We start from the raw sequence: 20,171 nt of genomic DNA, 5'->3' as shown, positions 1-20,171 counted from the left end.
TTAGTACAGTAAGCGATGATGCCCCTCAATCATTCGCCATTCTGAAGCCACTCTGCCGGGTTCTATACTTATCGGAGCTGCGGTGTTTGATTAAGTTCAAATCATCTTCCAGTTGCTTTTCATCTTCATATTTCCATTCCACGCTTTTGTCTTTGGAATAATGAAACTGAATGGATTTTTTATCTGCTGCAATTTCTATGTCGGTTACAAATTCCAGGTTGATGAAAATATGTGACTGCGGGGCGCATGATTTTATAAAGTCTGCCATGGTTATTATTTTACTTTAAATATAATCAGAAAATATTAGGGTTACTCATCACCATATCCGCTTAGTAAATAACCTCCTTGACAAAAAAAGAAAAGACCCGCACTGATGCGGGTCTTTAATCGTACCGGACAAATAGTTTTAAATGTCCTATGACTGTTTGATCACTGAATTACAGGCAAACCAACGATCGATGGCCTCCTGGAATTCGCTGCCATCCGGAGCATTGTCAGAAGCCCAGGCGATCATCCCATCAGGGCGTATCAATAAGGCGCTTACACCTAACCGGTCTTTTACACTGCCTGAAATATATTTGATTTGGTCACCGTATTCACCCGCCAAAGTTTTAAGTGAATCATTTCTATCAAAATCAAGCAGTATTCCCCTGCCATCGTGCATTAATTCGCCAATGGTTGTGCCGTCTTCGAACTCAAAGTTGGGAACGCTGTAACCCAGCAGGGGGTGGTCACCACCGAGATTATAGTGGGTGAAAATCCCCCATACCCTTCCTGCAAAATAGGTAGCGCCATCGCGTGTATTCATAAGATCGCTGATGATGGCATGCAGTGCGCGGGCTTCCGGACGTGGCATCATGATGGCTACCTGGGCACGCGACCAATCCAGCACCTGTGCACCAACCGGATACCGTTCTGTATAATAGCTGTCCAATAAGCCCTCCGGTGCTGTGTCATGGATGGTTGCAGCCAGCTTCCAGCCAAGATTCATGGCATCACCTAATCCAAGGTTAAGTCCCTGGCCGCCCAATGGCGCGTGAATATGCGCGGCATCACCGGCTAAAAGTACACGTCCGTTGCGATAGGCGGTGGCCTGCCGTGCCCGGTCAGTCCAGGTAGTTACGATATGGAGGGCGCTGATGGTAACATCAGTGTTCGATACGCGGCGTAGCACCTCCTGCACGTGTTCAAGCGTAATTGGCTTTTTTGAATGATGCGCTGCACCACCATCAAACTCTTGTATCACCAGGTAACCTGGCTGGGATTGGAGATACATGCCTGTTGGTGTCACGTTTCGGCCCGGGTTGAGCTTTTCCGGGTCGGCAATATCCGCCAGGGCAGAGTAGCCGGTGAATTCCGGCTCAGTACCAGCGAATTCAAAACCACCCAGCTTGCGAACAGCACTACGGCTTCCATCGCAACCTACGAGCCATTTACCTTTAAAAGATTGGGCGCCTGAATAAACAGTTACCTCGTCCTCCGTTTGATGAAAATCAGTAATGGCAAGCCCGCGCCTGATGACTACACCCAGGGCTTCAGCGCGACGGACCAACATCGTTTCCATCTCCTCCATTGAAGATAACAAACTGGTGTCTGTAGCGCCTGGCAGGCGATACCTCCACTGTGAGGTATCTACATCGCCCGCATGGAATGGAATGCCGGCAAAGTGCCCTAACTGACGACGGGGGCCTTGTTGGGCTTTCTGGTGAGGATTTTTAAGGACTTTATGAAGCACAAGCTCTTTTAGCAGTCCACGACGATAAAGCGTTTCGATAGTCGGCGCCGAAAGTCCCCGCATCCCGAAAGGAAGTTGTTTCAGTTGCGAATGAGGATCTTCCATTTTTTCCAGTATGAGCACTGAACATTTGGCCAGGGCAAGCTCAGAGGCGAGGAACAGGCCCACAGGGCCTCCGCCGGATATAATTACATCGTAAATAGGATGATGTTGTTCGGATTTGTTGCTGTTAAGTGTTATTGTCATATCGAATGATTGAGACACAAAATTCCGGAATGCTCCTGTCTCAATCTTGTACAAACGCGACAAAATCATTGCTTACCGCCTTTTTCCCTTTCCTGGCTTTTCGTGCAAATGCTGCAGGCGTAGTGCCGCTATAGCGCTTGAATTCCCTGCTCAGATGCGCCTGATCTGTATAGCCCAGCTCATGAGCCAGGCCGGCGATATTGGCATCCGGATAAAGCCATAGGTGATTTCTTACCTGCTCAAAGCGTATCAGACCAGACACATCTTTAACTGTATATCCGGAAGATTGTTTAAAGTTCCGCTCCAATGTGCGAACCGTTGCATGAGCCGCCGCCGCTACCTGGCTTACCGGCATAGTGCCGTTTGCCTCTCTCATAGCGACACCCGCTTTGAATAGCATACTGTTGGCAGCAACATGCGACCGTGCATCCAGGAAATACTGTTTTACCTGATCCACTGCTTCATCTATCCTGCCAGCCTGCATGCACTGATTCAAGGCAGACTGAAGCCGTGCAATAGGATGCTCAAAGATGCGCACGCCGTCTTTACCGGATGGTAGTCCGAGCAAATCGAACACGGTCCAGGGAAAGCACCTGACAGCAATAATTTCGAAGCGATTCTTAGTGTAAAAACGAACCGGCTGGTTGAGTAGCCCCATCATAAACGGTGATGGCAATGGCTGCAGGCTTCCATTGTAAGAAGTACTACAGCCGCTTCCAAAATGAAAGATAATTTCAGCGTAGCCGTCTGGCAATACCTCAAAACTCGTTGATTGTTCTCCGAAGTCTTCCCTGTTGTACCAAAAGCACTTGATGGTATCTCTCAGCTCTTCAGGAGGGTCAAATTCTTGATGCAGCATTTTTTAAAGTTAGCATAAATCTCTTCAGCATCCGCTTTATGGTCACCCATTTTATACCTTCCGGGAGAGACACCTCAACTATGATTACATGATGTAACTGATGGTATTGACTACAAAAAAATAAAAGCCGGTAATGAAAAAAAATCGATTAATAATTGGGTCATTTTCCTCGGAAAATTTCGTTTTTGACGAGGCCAATTTTTGAATTAATAGCGTAACCGAAGCCGTCAGGCTGACAGATGTTGGAGGAAATAAAAAAGGACAAACCGATGATTAAACCGATTTGTCCCAAACTGTGTCCTGGATTGGATTCGAACCAATGGCCTACTGCTTAGAAGGCAGTTGCTCTATCCAGCTGAGCTACCAAGACTTATGTATTCCTTTTCCCTTGTAATGTGAAATAAATTGTTATATTTATCTCGCGTTTTGGGAGTGCAAATTTATGTAAATTTCTCTCAATAAATCAAATTTAATTTATTTTTCTTTAAATATAGTTGTGAATACCATGGATGTACAAATAGAATCAAGCTGGAAGGAAGCGCTAAAAGATGAATTTCATAAGGCCTATTTCGATCAGATCGTCATGTTCCTTAAACATGAAAAAGCGTTGAATAAAGTGATTTATCCCGCTGGTAACCTGATCTTTAATGCATTTGACAAAACGCCGCTGGACAAGGTAAAAGTGGTCATTCTGGGTCAGGACCCGTATCACGGTGCCGGACAGGCGCATGGACTCAGTTTTTCTGTGCCTGATGGTATAAAGCCACCTCCTTCACTGGTGAACATTTACAAGGAAATGAAAACGGACCTTGGACTGGAAATTCCTACCAGTGGCAATCTTACTAAATGGGCAGAACATGGCGTATTATTATTAAATGCGTTTTTAACAGTAAGAGCCGGAGAACCTGCCTCACATAGTAAAATAGGCTGGGGCGACTTTACAGATGCTGTTATCAGAACTATTTCTGAACGACGCACAGACGTAGTATTTTTGCTCTGGGGAAGGTTTGCACAGGATAAACAATATTTGATAGACGCAACAAAACATCATATTTTGCAGGCAGCGCATCCTTCACCATTCAGTGCAGATAAAGGATTTTTCGGATGCAGGCATTTTTCAAGAACCAACGAAATACTCGGTAAAGCTGGGATTGCACCGGTAGACTGGAGACTATAAAAGTAAAAGCTATGTTGAAAAATATCCTTGGTAGAATATTCGCAGCCTGGATGTTGTTGTTATTTGCAGGCACCATGCTGATCGTATTTATTCCTATCTGGATTATCTCCTTCTGGCCGGATCCTACAAAGTCTAAAGGCTTCCTCGCTATCGGCAGGATATGGATGATTGTATATATGCCGCTGATTGGCTGCCCTGTCAGAAGAAAAGGAACCGGATATTTTGCACCAGGACAAACCTATGTGGTAGTATGCAATCACAACTCATTAATAGATGTACCAGTTACCACCGCCAAAATACCAGGCGCCAATAAAACACTCGCAAAAGCTTCATTGGGTAAAATTCCGCTCTTTGGTGTGCTGTATAAAATAGGTGGTATTATGGTTGACCGCAGTAGTGAAGCCAGCAGAAAGCAAAGTGTAACAGATATGAAAGAGGCACTGAAACAGGGCTTACATATCCTGCTTTATCCCGAAGGCACCCGCAACCGCACAGAAGAGCCCTTAAAAGCCTTCTACGATGGCGCTTTCGCGTTGGCCATTGATACACAATTACCGCTGATTCCTTCCCTGTTATTTCATACTAAAAAGATATTACCGGTAGGAAGAAAATTCTTTGCATGGCCTCATCATATCGACTATCATTTTCTGCCGCCTGTGCCTACAGCAGGCCTTACCAGGGATGATGTACCGGCACTGAAAGAAAAAGTATTTAACCAGATGTGGACATACTACTTAGCGCACAATACAAAAAATTAATACCCGGTTATAAAAAGAAAAGCCCGTTTGATAAAAATATCAAACGGGCTTTTCTTTTTATAATAAAATATTTTTTTACATCAGGATACTATTAAAATCATATATCCATCACCGTTATAAATCGTAAAACTGTCTCGATCGGTTTATTCGCAGATCACGCAGGATACCTGCTTTCGGATTAATAGTAATGCTGAACTGCCGGAAAGTACCAAACGGTATCAGGTTAATAGACATCTGCCAACAGTGCATATCCCGCGAGATATACATATTCGTATAGGCAATCTGCATATTGGTAAAATCAAAACCACTGTTTAACCCAATCTTCCATTTCGGCGTAAGACTAAAATCACCGTTGAAGCTGACATATTGTGTGATACGCTTTACAACACCACCGGAATCCGGTATAATAGTATTGGTATAAGATAAGCTGTACGAGAGATCCACACGCCATGGAATATCAAAATCCACATATTCACCCGGGTTGTTACGTACCATTGCCAACTGCCGCTGTTGCGCAGCAAAGGCAGCATCCGTGCTCTGTGCATTCTGTATAGAATCTATTGTCTGTTCTTTTGCCTTGCTCTTTTTATCCTTCGACTGGAATGAAGTACTCATGGAGATACTTGCGTTGGTTAAACGGCCCAGGCTGATCTTCCCCTGCTGCCAGACATATTTATCAAGGCGACGGCCACGGGCATCTGTCTGATAAGGATCCAGGTTACCACTGGCGGAGATATTTAATTTATCAAACAAATTGGTACGTGCGTATAAACTGAAAGTGGAAAGTTTGAAGGAATCTGCCACCAGGTTATAACTACCGTTGATACCAAAACCATCCAGCAATTTTATTTTTCGTTCATGGTTCCCCGTAGTATCCTTTTTCGAGAACACTTTCATTTCCAGGTTATTGTCCAAACCGAAGTTCAACCCTCCAAACGAACCAGGAGAAGGTACACCGATAATAGCACCATCATATACAGACACCATGGACTTGTCACCCGCATTGTTATATTGTAATTCCCTGTAGAGGTTCGGATTCAGATCCGGCCGGTAGCTGGCGCTCAAAGTAGGACGCATCACGTGACGGATGGCTTTAATCTTGGAGTGCTTGCTGAACGCATACATACCGTATAAGGCGGTAGACAAAGACATACTGGCACTAACATCACGTGCCGTAAAGAAACCAGCCTGGTAGGCAGTGTCAATAGCGCCATTGGTCCCTGTTCCCGGGTTGGGCTTACTGGGATTCCAGGTACGGTTAAATTTCTTGGTATACCAGTATTCTGTATAGTTAATACCCGGAGATAAAGTAAAGGTTTTAAATACCGGGATGGAGAAGGAGATCGGAATATTATGCTGCATGCCCGTTTGCATCGCATCAAACATGGCCTGTTTACCAAACAGGGAATCTTTGAAGTTAGCCTGGTTACGCAGAACGGTATTATAAGAAATCCCTATTTTTTCAAACCATTTGGGACTACCTATCATTTCTTTCCGTTGGAAAGGATAGATGGTATTTACCGTGAAAGTTCCATCCGGGAAGGATATCGACACATCGCGGGTACTTAAGTTCTGAGAATGGTTTAATCCCAATGTCAGGTTATAAGGCTTTCCTATCCAGGTTTTTGAAAAGGTGATGGAAGATCCGATGTTATTATTTACACGGGTATTATAATCATACACGTTGTATTTATTATAGGACGAGGTACCAAAGTTTACGGCAGCCCCGAAGTTCACACCCGGACGGGCCTTACTGTCCATACTGTGATTCCAGGTGATCCGGAAATCTTTGGAGGTGCTGAATTCAGATTTTACCGCCGGATCACCGAAGCGGGTATTGGCAAAACTCAGGTTGAGGCCTCCGTTATATTTATACCGCTTGCGGTAAGTAGGGCTTCCCGTGAGGCTCCAGCTACCATAGGAATATACGTCTCCCCGCATCGTCAGGTCAAAATTGTCGCCCAAACCTATATAGTACCCACCATTTTCAAGTCCGATCCCTTTCTGCTGGTTCACCACATACTGCGGAGGCAGAATACCCGACCGTTGACCCTGGGTGATAGGGAAAATGGCGAAAGGTATAAACAAGGGAGTAGGAATTCCTTCAATTTCCAGGTTAGCCGGACCGGAAATAACCAGTTTATCAGGTATAACCTTTATTTTGCGGGCCCGGAAGCTGAAATGGGGAGTATCCAGGTTACAGGTAGTATAGCCATTTTTAAAGCCGAAAATGGTATTATCCGCCGCTTTTTTGGTTTGTGCACTATGAATGTAGCCTTCTCCGTACTGGGACCGGGTATTATAGATCTTTGCCTTCTGGGATGTAAAGTTATAGCGGAGGGTATCCGATTCGAAGCTTTGGCCGCCGTCATTCATCACCGGGCCACCAAACAATTTACCAGCGGTATCTTTCGCGTTGGTCGCTTCCAGGATACCGGTTTCCTGGTCGAAATTCATTTTTTCGGCCGAAAGATCAATGGTTTTGTACTTTGTGTTGGCCGTACCGTATAAATAGAAGCGTTTGTCAGGCACCATCAGGATAATAGAATCCTTCGCTTTATAATTAACTGGCGCATCCAGCGTGTCTTTTGATATCTTTGGAACAAAGAGGGTATCGACAGTCACTGTTCCGCTGGTATCCGTCCCTTTTGACAGTACATTCGTGTCTGTCGCAGCAGGAGGAATCACAGCAGGTCGTTTGATTTTGCCAGTATCTTTCCTGGTCAAAGGGGCTGTATCTGCCAAACTTTTGTTAAAAAACGATACAGCGTGTGGCCTGGACCCTGCAACTGCATCTATAATAAAGGGAATGGCAATGAACATACCGGCAAAAACCAGGTATGTATGTCGAAAAAACTTTTTATAATTATTTTTGTAGCTAGCGTTCATGTGTTACGGCGGCCACAAACCTACAAGATTTTATACAATTTATTACAAATGGTAACTTGTAATGTTTGATAGACGATGTATAGAAAGGTGGTTTAAAGTCGCATGGAGCATGACAATGATTAATTTAACAGATAAACTTATTTTTTTATTTTTTGTGATAAACAGCACCCATTAAAATGAGAATCATGCGCTGGAACCGATTTTGGATTTTAGGACTGGGAACACTATTCACCTGTACCTTTTTTATTCAGGCCAAAAATGATCCTGTTCCTACTAAACAGGATAAGCCTATAAGAACGATTGTTATTGATGCCGGCCACGGCGGTACAGATCCCGGCGCCAAAGGCAGCTACTCTACCGAAAAACAAGTAACCCTCGAAGTAGCACTGAAACTGGGAAAGATCCTGGAAGAAAACATGCCTGATGTAAAGGTAGTGTATACACGAAAAAGTGACCGGTTTGACGATCCCCGCGTAAAAGCCCAGATTGCCAATGACAACAAAGGAGAACTGTTCGTGTCTATCCACTGTAACTCAACTGGTAAGATCCGTAAAGTAGTAGACTATAAAACCGTATACCGTAAAAAAGGAAGAAAGAAAATAGCCGTTAAACAACCGGTATATGCCTACTACCCCAGCAACGCCAAAGGCACGGAAACATATATATGGGCTACCAGTAAGAACAACGCCAAAATGGAATCCCTTAAACAAAATTCCGTTATCGTACTGGATGACAACTCAGAAGAAAGCAAACAACTGCTGGGTGATGACCCGGAAACATTCATCCTGCTGAATACCCTGAGAAACTCCTATTTCGATCAAAGCCTTCGCCTCTCTACCCTTATTGAGGACGAATTTACCCGGGTAGGACGTATCAGCCGCGGAGCAAGACAACGAAATGAAAAAGGTATCTGGGTACTATCTGCCACTGCAATGCCAAGTGTACTGGTGGAACTCGGATTCATCAGCAACCCTGAAGAAGAAGATTACCTCAACTCCAGCAATGGACAACAGGAACTGGCCAACTGTATCTATAAAGCGATTAAGCGTTACCGTGATGAACTCGACAGGTTCACCAACAACCGCAATTCACAGCCAGCTACCACCAGCACCTCCTCTAAAAACAACAATACACACGCTTTCCTGAAACCTGGTAAAACCTCCAATGGCAAGCCAGGAACACCGCAACAGGAAGACCGCTATTGCGTACAACTGCTAATTACAGATAAATTTTATAAACCAGGAGCTTCCATTTTCAGGAAGCTCCATGGTGATATCAACCGCCAACAGGTCGTGATGAATAAAAAAAAACTAAACAAATATATGTGGGGGCGTTTCAAAACAGATCAACAAGCCTCCGGTGCCCTGCGTAAGGCCCGTAAACTGGGATTCAAAGACGCTTTTGTTACCTCCTGCTAGACTGCCCCACTCCCCCCATCCCCCTCTATAGTTTCCCCCTTTCCTCTTTTTTATTACTAACATTTTTACACGAGCACTTCCCGTGCATGCTTTTTGATTATTTTTGCGTGAACGTATACGAATCTCATGCTCAAATTATCTAATGAAACCAAAGTTGGTATATTAACGGTGCTGGGTATAACCTTACTTGTGCTGGGCTTTAATTTACTGAAGGGAAAGAGCCTTTTTTCACATAATAAAACCATTTATGCTGTTTGTAAGCAGGTAAACGGTTTACAACCCGCCAACGCTGTACAGGTAAATGGTTTGGTGGTAGGTAGTGTATCTAACCTGGAAGTTATGGATAAAGATGCCTCCAGGATCCTGGTATCCATCACCATTACCAAAAAGATTGACATTCCCCGCAACTCTGTAGCCCGCATCAGCAGCGACCTGTTAGGCACCAAAACAGTACAGATGGAACTGGGTAACGCCAGCGAATATCTGAAAAGCGGTGATACCATCTACGCAGCTGTAGATGGCTCCATGACTGATGCACTGAAAGCACAGCTTAGCCCTCTGGTAAAAAAACTGGAAGGTACCCTCACCAATATTGACTCTGTATTAATGTCTGTGAACGCCATCCTGGATACTACCGCAAAAGGTAACCTGCAGGATGCTATCCGCAGCCTCAATACTACCATGCGTAACTTCACGCACACCTCTGCATCCCTGAATGGTATGCTGGATCCAAACACAGGTAATATCCAGAAAACATTCAACAACCTGGCTGCAGTAACCGGTAACCTGAAAGATAATAACGCAAAAATTACCGGTATCCTCGACAATGCACAGAAAGCAACAGATGCACTGGCAAAAGGTAACATCGACAAAACACTGGCGCAATTACAGCAAACAGCCACTAACCTGAATGCCACCATTGCCAAACTGAATACTACAGATGGCACTGCCGGCATGCTGCTGAACGACAAAAAAGTGTATAACAATCTTCAGTATTCATTGGGAAATCTGAATAAGCTGCTGGAAGACCTCCGCGTCAATCCAAAACGCTACGTACACTTCTCCCTGTTTGGCAAAAAAGATAAAACGAAGCCGTTACCTTCTGATACAGCAGCGGCACAATAATAAGAATCAATGCATCGATACATAAAATCAGGGATTTTTCTGGCCGTAATATGCCTGCTGGCATTTACGGCCAGCGCCCAGTTTCCGGATAAACCAGCTCCGAAAACAGGGTCTGTTATTGAAATTATTCATGCGGACTCACTTATCATGAACCAACGTGATTCTGTTGACGTAACCCGCTTCCTTGGTCACACCATCTTTAAACAGGGCACCACCCTGTTTAACTGTGACAGCGCCGTGAAGAACAACAAAACCAATATTATCGACGCCTATGGCAATATTCATATTAACCAGGCTGATAGTGTACACATCTACGGTAATTACCTTAACTATGATGCCAACACCCGCATCGCCCTGCTAAGAGACAATGCCCGGCTTACAGATGGTAAGGTAACCATCACCGGCCCCGAACTGCAGTATGATATGAACGCTAAAATTGGTTCCTATGTGAAAAGCGGAAGACTGGTAAATGGCAAAAGTGTACTCACCAGCGATGAAGGCTACTATTATACAGAAACAAAAGAAATGCATTTCATGCGGAATGTATTACTCGTAGATCCGGAATACACCCTAAGCACCAGTGAACTGCTATATAATACCGATACTAAAATAGCCACCATCATAGCCCCAACCACTATCAACAATAACGATAAAAGCACCATGTATGCTACCAGTGGTTATTATGATACAGAAAAAGGCTACGGCAATTTTGGTAACCGGCCTACCATTGAAGACAGCACCGGTACCATCACCGCCGACAATATTGAAATGGACAAATTAACCGGTATGGCTTATGCCACCGGCAATATGGTATACAAGGATACCGCCCGCAAAATGTCACTGCTGGCCAACAAAGGTGTGGTTAATCAACGTGAGAAAACCATCCTCGCCACGCAGAAACCACTGCTGATCATGGAAAAAAATAAGGATACCCTGTATATGGCCGCCGATACCCTGTTTTCAGGTGTGATCCGTCCGGACGACAGCTTATCTATTCCATCTGTAGCAGGACTGAAGCGCGTTCCGGATTCTCCCACCAAAAACCTGCGGGCACTCAAAACCATACGACCGCCGGAGAGATTCACTGCCACTATTTCCCCCATCACCAAAGGCGACTCCATTGCCCGGAAACAACAGGATAGTATAGCCGGCAACGTTATGATGTTCATGGCCGACAGCGCCCTGGCTAAAACCAGGCAAAAACTCGATACCTCCCTGGTGAAAAATGTGAAAATAGCTGCCATCCCCACTGTAGTGATCCAGGATTCCCTGCCGGGTATCAAACATCATGCAGACAGCATGGCGCTGCAAGCACCTAAAGACACCGCAGAACAACGTTATATACTGGCTTATCACCACGTAAGGGTGTTTTCGGATTCCCTGCAGGCAGTGGCAGACAGCGTATTCTATTCTTCCAAAGATTCCATCTTCCGCTTCTACCGCAACCCGGTGATCTGGTCCAACAATACCACACAACTCAGTGGCGACACCATTCTGATGTTTACCAAGAACCAGACCGCTGATAAAATGCTGCTGAAAAATAATGGCTTTATTATCAATGAAGCAGGACCAGGCATGTTTAACCAGATCAAAGGTAACCTCATCACCGGCTACGTGGCAGGTGAAACCCTCGACTGGATGCACGTGGAAGGAAATGCGGAAACAATTAATTATATCAAAGATCAGGGGGGCGCCTATATGAGCGTCAACAAAGCACAATGCGCCATCATCAATATCTTTTTCAAAAAAGGAGAAGTAGATAAAGTAGTGCTGATCAAAGATCCGGAAGGCGTGGTTTATCCGTTTACACAACGTCCTAAAGACCAGCTACAACTGGAAAATTTCAAATGGGACATCAAACGACAACCGAAAAGTAAGTACGAGTTAATGCAATAATTTTTGGGATTCCCAGCAGTTGGAATTTGATCCGGTAAATAAAGACTATTTGAAATACGGATAGTATATTTTACCCGAACAAATTCCAACTTCATTTAATCCCATCCCATCTTCTCACCAAAACCGACAACTGTGATTCAGAACTCTATTAACATTATCCGGAAAACACTGATTTCTCCTATCCACCAATTCCTGAAAGATAGCCGTGCGGTAGGTATTGTACTCATCGTATGCACACTTGTGTCTATGATACTGGCCAATTCAGCTGTTCAAACGGATTATGTGGGATTCTGGAATACCCTGTTCGATCCGGCTGGCGGACATCATTATCAATACCGGGCTTTGCACCTTCCCAACTCCTACCTGTTATGGATAAACGATGGCATGATGGTACTGTTCTTTTTCCTGGTAGGTATGGAAATAAAACGGGAACTGACTGTAGGAGAACTTTCCTCTGTCAGAAAATCTATCTTACCCGTGCTGGCAGCCGTTGGTGGCATGCTGTTTCCCGCACTCATCTTCGCCCTCTTTAATAAAAACACCCCATATGCACATGGCTGGGGCATCCCCATGGCCACTGACATTGCTTTCTCCCTGGGCATTTTATCCTTACTGGGCAAAAGAGTACCGGTAGGTCTAAAAATATTCCTGATGGCCCTGGCCATCATCGATGATCTGGGGGCAATATTAACCATTGCAGTATTTTATACCCCGCATCTGGATGTAAAATACCTGCTGATTGGCGGCGCTGTATTATTAATACCCTTGTTACTGAATTATTTTAAAGTACAACGACTCATATTCTATTATATCCCCGGGCTGGTATTATGGTACTGCCTTTTTAATTCCGGTGTACATGCCACTATTGCAGGTGTGCTGCTGGCATTCTGCATTCCACAGGACCGGATTGCCCACCTGGTGCATAGTTTACACGACCCGGTAAATTTTGTCATCATGCCCGTTTTTGCATTGGCCAATACTGCCATACAGTTGCCTTCAGATATTGCCGGCGCACTGCACAATAATATCAGTTATGGCATCATAGCCGGACTGGTACTTGGCAAACCATTGGGAATTTTTACACTTTCTTTTCTCGCAGTAAAATTAAAACTGGCCGCACTTCCTTCAAAAGCGGGCTGGCTACAGCTGATAGGCGTTGGACTTATTGCCGGGATAGGATTTACCATGTCTATATTTATTTCTTCACTAGCTTATCAAGAGCGGGAATTACAGATCATTGCTATCATTTCTGTAATAGCCGCCTCCCTGCTGGCTGGTGTTGCAGGATTTATTTTTCTTCGCTTACTAAAGCCGGTTGGCATTGTTATTGCAAGGCAACCGTGATTTAAATTTCGTCGTGCATATATACTTTAGAGAAAAAGCCAACGTTTCTTAACGTGTATTTTTAAGTTTCAATTCAAACAACACATCTATGAAAAAAGTCGTGTTACTTTTCAGTCTGATCGCTATGCTCGCAATTCAGGCCAACGCGCAGAAGAAAAAGAGTTACAAGAACAGCGATCCGTCCAACTACAGCACTGCGCTGGGCGTACGTTTAAACCCATGGATAGTAGGCTTCACCATCAAGCATTTTATCCAGGGCCCTCATGCTATTGAAGGACTGGTAACCACCAATCACTCTCACAGAAATAACCTTACTATTACCGGATTATATGAATACAACTGGAATATAGGTTTACCTGAACTGAACATGTATGTTGGTGGTGGTGCACATCTGGGCTTCTACGACCGCCGGGATTATGACTGGAGTCGTTATGAAGACCACCACTATAAAAATGGCACTTACGTATCTCCAGGTCTGGACGGTATCATTGGTGTTGAATATACTTTCAAGAAATTTCCTTTAAATATCAGTGCCGATCTGAAACCTTACGTACAGTTTGTTGGACCCACCAACTATATGGGTGAGGAGATTGGCGGTGTGTCTGCCAGGTATACTTTTTAAGCCGGGCGACCACTTCATTTACAAACGGATCATGAGGCAAGCATGGTCCGTTTTTTTATGTTCCTTATTTTGAAGTATTTTTAATGTTCAACTATCGGACATGAAAATCTTCACAGCAGCACAAATCAGGGAGGCAGATGCTTTCACGATCGCTCACGAACCCATCAGCAGCCCCAACCTGATGGAAAGAGCTGCAGGCAAATGTGCTGCATGGCTGGAAGATCATTATTCCTCCCGACACCCCATTTATATTTTTTGCGGAAAAGGAAATAACGGAGGAGATGGATTGGTCATCGCCCGTTTACTGCTCGATCATGGCTACAAGGTTAGTGCCGGCATATTGCAACATAGCAGCAGAGCCAGTGCAGACCAGCAACTCAAGCTACAGGCCTTGCAGGAACATTATCCCTCGGTGATCTATGAAATTGGAGATGTATCTGACTTTCCTGTTTTACCTGCCGATGCTGTAATTATAGATGCCATTTTTGGTACAGGTATGAGCCGGCCAATAGAAGGATGGGTAGCCGGCGTGGTACATCACCTCAATGACCAGCGACAAAAGCATACCATTGTAGCAATAGATATGCCTTCCGGTTTGATAGCAGACGACAGCAACCGACATGCCGCCGTGGTTCGGGCACATCATACCCTTAGTTTTGAATTTTACAAACTGGCTTTCCTGCTACCTGAAAATGCCCCTTATGCAGGCGAGGTACATATTTTACCCATTGGCCTTCATCCGGATTATATAACACAAACGCCTGCACGGTATCACCTGTCTGATAAAGAAATCATGCGGACAATTTACCGTCCCCGTGACCCGTTTGCCCATAAGGGCACCTATGGTCATGCGTTGCTGATTGCCGGTAGTCATGGTAAAATGGGTGCTGCTGTATTAAGTGCCAAAGCCTGTTTACGCGCGGGTGTGGGGCTACTCTCCTGTCATATTCCGCAATGTGGCTACAATATTATGCAGATCAGTGAGCCTTGCGCCATGTGTATTACAGATGAAGATACCCACTACAACACGAACTTTCATCCGGATATTAACACCGCTTCCTATAAAACAATCGGTATCGGCCCGGGCCTGGATACACAACCAGGTACCGCTAAATCGCTGGAGTTGTTGCTGGATAGCTGGCAGCGCCCTATGGTTATTGATGCAGATGCCCTCAATTTACTTTCCGTATATCCATACCTGTTATATAAGGTACCCGCAGGTTCTATACTCACACCGCATCCAAAAGAATTTGAACGACTTTTCGGCACCAGTGCAAACGATACTGCGCGACTGGAATTATTATCAAAGCAGGCCGTAAGTCTGCAGATTTATATTATATTGAAAGGCCGGTATACCGCCATTGCCTGTCCTGATGGCGCTGTATATTTTAATAACACCGGCAATCCCGGTATGGCTACCGGCGGCAGCGGAGATGTACTAACGGGTATATTAACCGGCCTGCTGGCCCAGGATTATTCCCCCAAAGCGGCGGCGCTGCTGGGTGTATGGCTACATGGCTATGCAGGAGATCTGGCCGCTGCCCATCTTTCGCAGGAAGCAATGACAGCGGCCGATATCATCAGTTGGCTGGGTAAAGCATTCCAGGAAGGTATCTGACAGTGCATGTTATTTTTTTTTGCCCGAAACACTTACTCATGGGGCATGTGTGCAATAATTTTATTTATTACGTACACAATTAATAATTTATGTTTTATATTCATTTGAATATTTTTTTTGGAATCCTATTTTTATTCATTATTAAACTTTTTTGTCAACCACGTATTTATAAATTTCGCTTACATGAATATAGTTTACCTCGTACCGTGTTTTGGATTATTGGCTTTGTTATATACGGCCGTCAAGAGTTCCTGGGTTACAAAACAGGATGCTGGCAACGACAAGATGAAAGAGATAGCTCAGCACATTGCTGAAGGCGCTATGGCATTTCTTAAAGCTGAGTATAAAGTCCTTATTTACTTTGTTATTATTGCCGCCTTGCTACTAGGTTATATGGGGGCAACACATGAAAATTCCCATTGGTCTATTGCATTGGCCTTTGTGATAGGTGCTGTATTTTCAGCAACCGCAGGTTTTATAGGCATGAAAATCGCCACCAAAGCCAATGTACGCACTGCACATGCCGCACGTACCAGTCTCGCGAAAGCATTGCAGGTATCTTTCACCGGCGGTTCTGTTATGGGGATGGGTGTTGCCGGTCTCGCGGTACTCGGACTCGGATCGTTGTTCATTATATTGAAATCATATTTCGGAGCGGAAGCCAATACAGCGGAGATGATTAAGACCATTGAGGTACTCACTGGTTTTTCATTGGGTGCTGAAAGTATTGCCTTATTTGCCCGTGTGGGTGGTGGTATTTATACCAAAGCCGCCGATGTGGGTGCTGACCTGGTAGGTAAAGTAGAAGCCGGTATTCCGGAAGATGATCCCCGTAACCCTGCCACCATTGCGGATAACGTAGGAGACAATGTGGGTGACGTTGCCGGTATGGGCGCCGATTTGTTCGGTTCCTATGTAGCTACTGTATTAGCCACCATGGTACTGGGCTCTGAAACTGTATCACACGATACTTTCGGAGGCATTGCGCCAATCCTGCTGCCGATGATCATTGCAGGTGCAGGTATCATCTTTTCCATGATCGGAACTTTATTTGTAAGGATCAGCGATACCGCAGGTTTAAGCACTGCGGTGGTACAAAGAGCTCTGAACATGGGAAACTGGGGTTCCATTATTTTAACCGCTGTTGTTTCTTTCTTCCTGGTAAACTGGATACTGCCGGATAATACCATGGTTTTACGTGGCCATGAATTTACCCGCGGACAGGTATTTGGTGCGATCATGGTGGGCCTGGCCGTAGGTACCCTGATCAGTATTATTACAGAATATTACACCGCTATGGGCAAACGCCCGGTGAAATCCATTATCCGTCAGTCAGCCACCGGTGCTGCTACCAATATCATTGGTGGTTTATCTGTAGGGATGGAGTCCACTACCTTACCTATACTGGTACTGGCAGGGGGTATTGCAGGTTCATTCCACCTGGCAGGATTATACGGAGTAGCTATTGCTGCTGCCGGTATGATGGCCACTACTGCTATGCAGCTGGCGATTGACGCCTTTGGCCCTATTGCCGATAATGCCGGTGGTATTGCCGAAATGAGCGAACTGCCCAAAGAAGTAAGAGAAAAAACCGATATCCTCGACGCCGTGGGTAACACTACTGCCGCTACCGGTAAAGGTTTTGCCATTGCTTCTGCTGCTTTAACTGCACTGGCACTCTTTGCGGCCTTTGTTGGTGTAGCGGGTATTCAGGGCATCGATATTTATAAAGCAAATGTACTCGCCGGTTTATTTGTAGGCGGTATGATTCCATTCATATTTTCCTCTCTCGCCATTGCGGCGGTAGGTCGTGCTGCCATGGCCATGGTAGAAGAAGTTCGCCGTCAGTTCCGCGAAATACCAGGCATTATGGAAGGTACCGGCAAACCAGAATACGACAAATGTGTGGCCATCTCCACCCAGGCATCTATCCGTGAAATGATGCTGCCTGGCGCTATTGCCCTGATCTCCCCTTTACTGGTAGGCTTTATAGCCGGTCCGGAAGTACTGGGCGGATTCCTGGCAGGAGCTACTGTAACTGGTGTATTAATGGGGATCTTCCAGAATAACGCTGGTGGCGCCTGGGATAACGCAAAAAAATCATTCGAAAAAGGCGTGGAAATTAATGGCGAAACCTACTATAAAAAGTCTGAGCCACATAAAGCATCTGTAACTGGTGATACCGTTGGTGATCCGTTTAAAGATACTTCCGGTCCTTCTATGAACATCCTCATCAAGCTGATGTCTATCGTATCATTGGTGATTGCGCCTACCCTGGCGGAGATGTTCCATACCAAACAACCACCGGTGCCGCCTACTGCTAAAACAGAAATCGTACAGCCTGCAGCCAAAACAGTTAGCAGCAAGGCAACCGCCTACCTCCTTGAAAAAAAGTAATAGCTTTTTTATAAAATCAAAAATCCCGTCAGGTTTGTTCCCTGACGGGATTTTTTGTTTTAAGGCATCGTTAATAGAAGCTGAGCACAGGTTTAGCCCTGGCGGACAGCTGTCTTCCCATAATAACCATCTTCTTTCTCCCCTTCTGCAATAAAAAATTATAATTCCTTTTGGTGTTTAAAATAACTTTCCTACATTTGTACTGTAATTAAAATTATTACAGATTAATTATCTGTATTTTTTTACTTCAAAACTGTAATAAATATTGTAACAATTAAAACAATCAGCACGGGCACGCTGTATTATTATTAATTACCATAAAAACTAAAAAAATGAAAGTAGCTATCATCGGAGCATCAGGATTTATAGGATCAGCCATTTTAAACGAAGCACTCAACAGAGGTCATGAGGTAACCGCTATTGTTCGTAACCCGGAAAAGATAACTGTTCAAAACCCCCATCTGACCATAAAAAAAGGGGATGTGACCAATGAAGCAGAAGTGGCGGCGCTGGTAGCGGGCAATGAAGCAGTGATCAGCTCTTATAGTGCTCACGATAAAGTTACCTACCTCAAAGCCATACACGCCATTATTAATGGAACAAAAAAAGCAGGTATTAAAAGACTGATTGCTGTAAGTGGTGCTGGTAGCCTGGAAATCGCTCCTGGCGTACAACTACTGGATACACCAGAATTTCCGGCAGAATGGAAAGAAGGTGCTTCCGCTACCCGTGACGCTTTTCACGTGATTAAAGCAACCAATGATCTGGACTGGACCGTATTAAGCCCGGCTATGATGATCCAACCCGGCGAACGTACCGGCAAATTCCGTTTGGGTAAAGATCAGGTAGTATTTAATGATAAAGGTGAAAGTAAGATCTCCACTGCAGATTATGCCATCGCGTTAATTGATGAACTGGAACAGCCTAAACATATTAAGCAACGTTTCACGCTGGCTTATTAATATAACTTATTGTACGTACAGGATTAGCAACAACGCTAGTCCTGTACTTTTTTAATTTCTCATTTTTCCCGGACTCGTACCAAATTTCTTACGGAATGCCGTACTGAAGTGTTGTGGAGATGAATACCCCGCCTCTTCCGCAATCATCGCCATACTTTGATGTCCACTCAAAATCATCTCCCGCGCCAGCTCCAGCCGGTGATCATTCAGGAAACCAAATACCGTATTATCAAAAACAGCCTTAAAACCGGACTTCAGCTTAAACTCATTCAATCCTGCTTTCCTTGACAACTGCTCCAGACTCAACGGCTGTTGTACATGCTGCAGCAACAGGTCACGGGCAAAATATAATTTCTCCACATCACTGGCGGAGATCTTATGTTTTGCAGGGGCAGCAGAAAGATGGTCTGTTTCCATCTGATCACATTGCAAGGCCAGCAGCTCTATGGCTTTTGACTGCAGGAAAAGCTTTTTAAGGCCTCCCTGAAACTTACACTGACGTACTTCTTCGATCACCATCCGCATACGGGGCGTAATACGGGGGTTGAACTTTGTTGCCAACGCCGCAGTGCGGTTTCCTGCCACATTATCAGCCAGATCGCCCAGCACCTTACCATTGTTTTCCGCCAGTTCAAGGAAACGACCAGGCATAAAATTCAATCCAAAAAACTGGATGTCCCGCTGCTTCTTTACTCCTGCGGTCTCTGATTCGTAAGGATTGAACAGGAGGTTATGTTCCAGGGTGCTGAACTTAAAATGGTCGCTCACCCCTTCCAGGGAAGTACTAACATCTCCCTGCTCCATAAACATCATGAATACCCTGGGTTCCTGAAAGTCTGTGTGGATATGAATATTTTCATACACATCGGCCTTACAACAGGCGATACTGATACCATCAAAACAATATTCCCGGAAACTGGCCTCCCCGAAATCATGTTTCATTTCCTGGGTTTCCTCAATAATAGCCCGGGACCGGATTTTCTGATAGTCAAAAGGCGTGTCCTCCGTCAGCAGTACATGGTTGGCATCATTTGTAATAACTATGCCCATAAAAAAATCCGTTTCGTATAAGTGTTAATCCGTTTCGTGTAACAGTTATATGGGATAACAGCAGCAAATTTGCAT

The 20,171-nt window shown here is 44.8% G+C and carries 15 protein-coding genes and 1 tRNA gene; 10 read left to right on the top strand and 6 right to left on the bottom strand.

Annotation, left to right across the window (positions count from 1 at the left end; genetic code table 11):
* Positions 1-25: 25 nt before the first annotated feature.
* From AC1DCV_RS27945 to AC1DCV_RS27930, 4 genes are all read right to left on the bottom strand, one after another.
* Complete coding sequence (locus AC1DCV_RS27945) at positions 26-268, bottom strand: hypothetical protein (RefSeq protein ID WP_477026263.1); 243 nt, start codon at positions 266-268, stop codon at positions 26-28.
* A 147-nt stretch (positions 269-415) separates the two neighbouring features.
* Positions 416-1,981 (bottom strand): FAD-dependent monooxygenase, encoded by a 1,566-nt coding sequence (locus AC1DCV_RS27940; RefSeq protein ID WP_477026262.1) that lies wholly within the window; start codon positions 1,979-1,981, stop codon positions 416-418.
* A 40-nt stretch (positions 1,982-2,021) separates the two neighbouring features.
* Positions 2,022-2,840: a DUF6597 domain-containing transcriptional factor gene (locus AC1DCV_RS27935; protein ID WP_477026261.1), complete on the bottom strand. Its 819-nt coding sequence runs from the start codon at positions 2,838-2,840 to the stop codon at positions 2,022-2,024.
* 296 nt (positions 2,841-3,136) lie between these two features.
* Positions 3,137-3,210 (bottom strand) — tRNA-Arg (locus tag AC1DCV_RS27930).
* A gap of 135 nt (positions 3,211-3,345) precedes the next feature.
* Between AC1DCV_RS27930 and ung the strand changes: the two genes are divergently transcribed.
* Together ung and AC1DCV_RS27920 are read left to right on the top strand one after the other, a co-directional pair.
* Positions 3,346-4,017 (top strand): uracil-DNA glycosylase, encoded by a 672-nt coding sequence (gene ung, locus AC1DCV_RS27925; protein ID WP_441571744.1) that lies wholly within the window; start codon positions 3,346-3,348, stop codon positions 4,015-4,017.
* 11 nt (positions 4,018-4,028) lie between these two features.
* Complete coding sequence (locus AC1DCV_RS27920) at positions 4,029-4,775, top strand: lysophospholipid acyltransferase family protein (RefSeq protein WP_477026260.1); 747 nt, start codon at positions 4,029-4,031, stop codon at positions 4,773-4,775.
* Positions 4,776-4,889: 114 nt separating this feature from the next.
* Here AC1DCV_RS27920 and AC1DCV_RS27915 read toward each other — a convergent pair whose 3' ends face one another.
* Complete coding sequence (locus AC1DCV_RS27915) at positions 4,890-7,520, bottom strand: putative LPS assembly protein LptD (RefSeq protein WP_477026259.1); 2,631 nt, start codon at positions 7,518-7,520, stop codon at positions 4,890-4,892.
* Positions 7,521-7,849: 329 nt separating this feature from the next.
* Here AC1DCV_RS27915 and AC1DCV_RS27910 point away from each other — a divergent pair, with 329 nt between their 5' ends.
* The 8 genes from AC1DCV_RS27910 (at position 7,850) to AC1DCV_RS27875 (ending at position 19,046) form a co-directional block, all read left to right on the top strand.
* Positions 7,850-9,082: an N-acetylmuramoyl-L-alanine amidase family protein gene (locus tag AC1DCV_RS27910; protein WP_477026258.1), complete on the top strand. Its 1,233-nt coding sequence runs from the start codon at positions 7,850-7,852 to the stop codon at positions 9,080-9,082.
* A gap of 126 nt (positions 9,083-9,208) precedes the next feature.
* Positions 9,209-10,207 carry an MlaD family protein gene (locus AC1DCV_RS27905; protein WP_477026257.1) on the top strand — a complete coding sequence of 333 codons (999 nt, stop codon included), beginning with the start codon at positions 9,209-9,211 and terminating at the stop codon, positions 10,205-10,207.
* 9 nt (positions 10,208-10,216) lie between these two features.
* The gene (locus AC1DCV_RS27900; protein WP_477026256.1) at positions 10,217-12,103 is read left to right on the top strand and encodes an OstA-like protein; all 1,887 of its coding nucleotides are present in this window, start codon (positions 10,217-10,219) and stop codon (positions 12,101-12,103) included.
* A gap of 132 nt (positions 12,104-12,235) precedes the next feature.
* A complete protein-coding gene (nhaA, locus tag AC1DCV_RS27895; RefSeq protein ID WP_477026255.1) occupies positions 12,236-13,447 on the top strand; it encodes a Na+/H+ antiporter NhaA in 1,212 nt (403 codons plus the stop codon).
* Between the two features lie 88 nt (positions 13,448-13,535).
* Positions 13,536-14,069, top strand: a complete 534-nt coding sequence (locus AC1DCV_RS27890) for a hypothetical protein (RefSeq protein ID WP_477026254.1) — start codon at positions 13,536-13,538, stop codon at positions 14,067-14,069.
* Positions 14,070-14,169: 100 nt separating this feature from the next.
* Positions 14,170-15,687 carry an NAD(P)H-hydrate dehydratase gene (locus AC1DCV_RS27885; RefSeq protein ID WP_477026253.1) on the top strand — a complete coding sequence of 506 codons (1,518 nt, stop codon included), beginning with the start codon at positions 14,170-14,172 and terminating at the stop codon, positions 15,685-15,687.
* Positions 15,688-15,870: 183 nt separating this feature from the next.
* Positions 15,871-18,084, top strand: coding sequence for a sodium-translocating pyrophosphatase (locus AC1DCV_RS27880; protein WP_477026252.1), 2,214 nt, complete (start codon positions 15,871-15,873; stop codon positions 18,082-18,084).
* 332 nt (positions 18,085-18,416) lie between these two features.
* Positions 18,417-19,046, top strand: a complete 630-nt coding sequence (locus tag AC1DCV_RS27875) for an NAD(P)-dependent oxidoreductase (protein WP_477026251.1) — start codon at positions 18,417-18,419, stop codon at positions 19,044-19,046.
* Positions 19,047-19,097: 51 nt separating this feature from the next.
* On the opposite strand, the gene AC1DCV_RS27870 is transcribed toward AC1DCV_RS27875, so the two are convergent.
* Positions 19,098-20,096: a helix-turn-helix transcriptional regulator gene (locus AC1DCV_RS27870; protein ID WP_441571755.1), complete on the bottom strand. Its 999-nt coding sequence runs from the start codon at positions 20,094-20,096 to the stop codon at positions 19,098-19,100.
* Positions 20,097-20,171: the final 75 nt, after the last annotated feature.

The sequence above is a fragment of the Chitinophaga sp. 10T418 genome (assembly GCF_056394125.1).
The sequence above is the reverse complement of the archived record's forward strand: the minus strand, read 5'-3'. Positions and strand labels throughout refer to the sequence as shown.

Bases quoted from the DNA above. Each gene is read 5' to 3' on its own strand.
- AC1DCV_RS27945 (WP_477026263.1), bottom strand. From the start codon at position 268: ATGGCAGACTTTATAAAATCATGCGCCCCGCAGTCACATATTTTCATC.
- AC1DCV_RS27940 (WP_477026262.1), bottom strand. From the start codon at position 1,981: ATGACAATAACACTTAACAGCAACAAATCCGAACAACATCATCCTATT.
- AC1DCV_RS27935 (WP_477026261.1), bottom strand. From the start codon at position 2,840: ATGCTGCATCAAGAATTTGACCCTCCTGAAGAGCTGAGAGATACCATC.
- ung (WP_441571744.1), top strand. From the start codon at position 3,346: ATGGATGTACAAATAGAATCAAGCTGGAAGGAAGCGCTAAAAGATGAA.
- AC1DCV_RS27920 (WP_477026260.1), top strand. From the start codon at position 4,029: ATGTTGAAAAATATCCTTGGTAGAATATTCGCAGCCTGGATGTTGTTG.
- AC1DCV_RS27910 (WP_477026258.1), top strand. From the start codon at position 7,850: ATGCGCTGGAACCGATTTTGGATTTTAGGACTGGGAACACTATTCACC.
- AC1DCV_RS27905 (WP_477026257.1), top strand. From the start codon at position 9,209: ATGCTCAAATTATCTAATGAAACCAAAGTTGGTATATTAACGGTGCTG.
- AC1DCV_RS27900 (WP_477026256.1), top strand. From the start codon at position 10,217: ATGCATCGATACATAAAATCAGGGATTTTTCTGGCCGTAATATGCCTG.
- AC1DCV_RS27890 (WP_477026254.1), top strand. From the start codon at position 13,536: ATGAAAAAAGTCGTGTTACTTTTCAGTCTGATCGCTATGCTCGCAATT.
- AC1DCV_RS27885 (WP_477026253.1), top strand. From the start codon at position 14,170: ATGAAAATCTTCACAGCAGCACAAATCAGGGAGGCAGATGCTTTCACG.
- AC1DCV_RS27880 (WP_477026252.1), top strand. From the start codon at position 15,871: ATGAATATAGTTTACCTCGTACCGTGTTTTGGATTATTGGCTTTGTTA.
- AC1DCV_RS27875 (WP_477026251.1), top strand. From the start codon at position 18,417: ATGAAAGTAGCTATCATCGGAGCATCAGGATTTATAGGATCAGCCATT.
- AC1DCV_RS27870 (WP_441571755.1), bottom strand. From the start codon at position 20,096: ATGGGCATAGTTATTACAAATGATGCCAACCATGTACTGCTGACGGAG.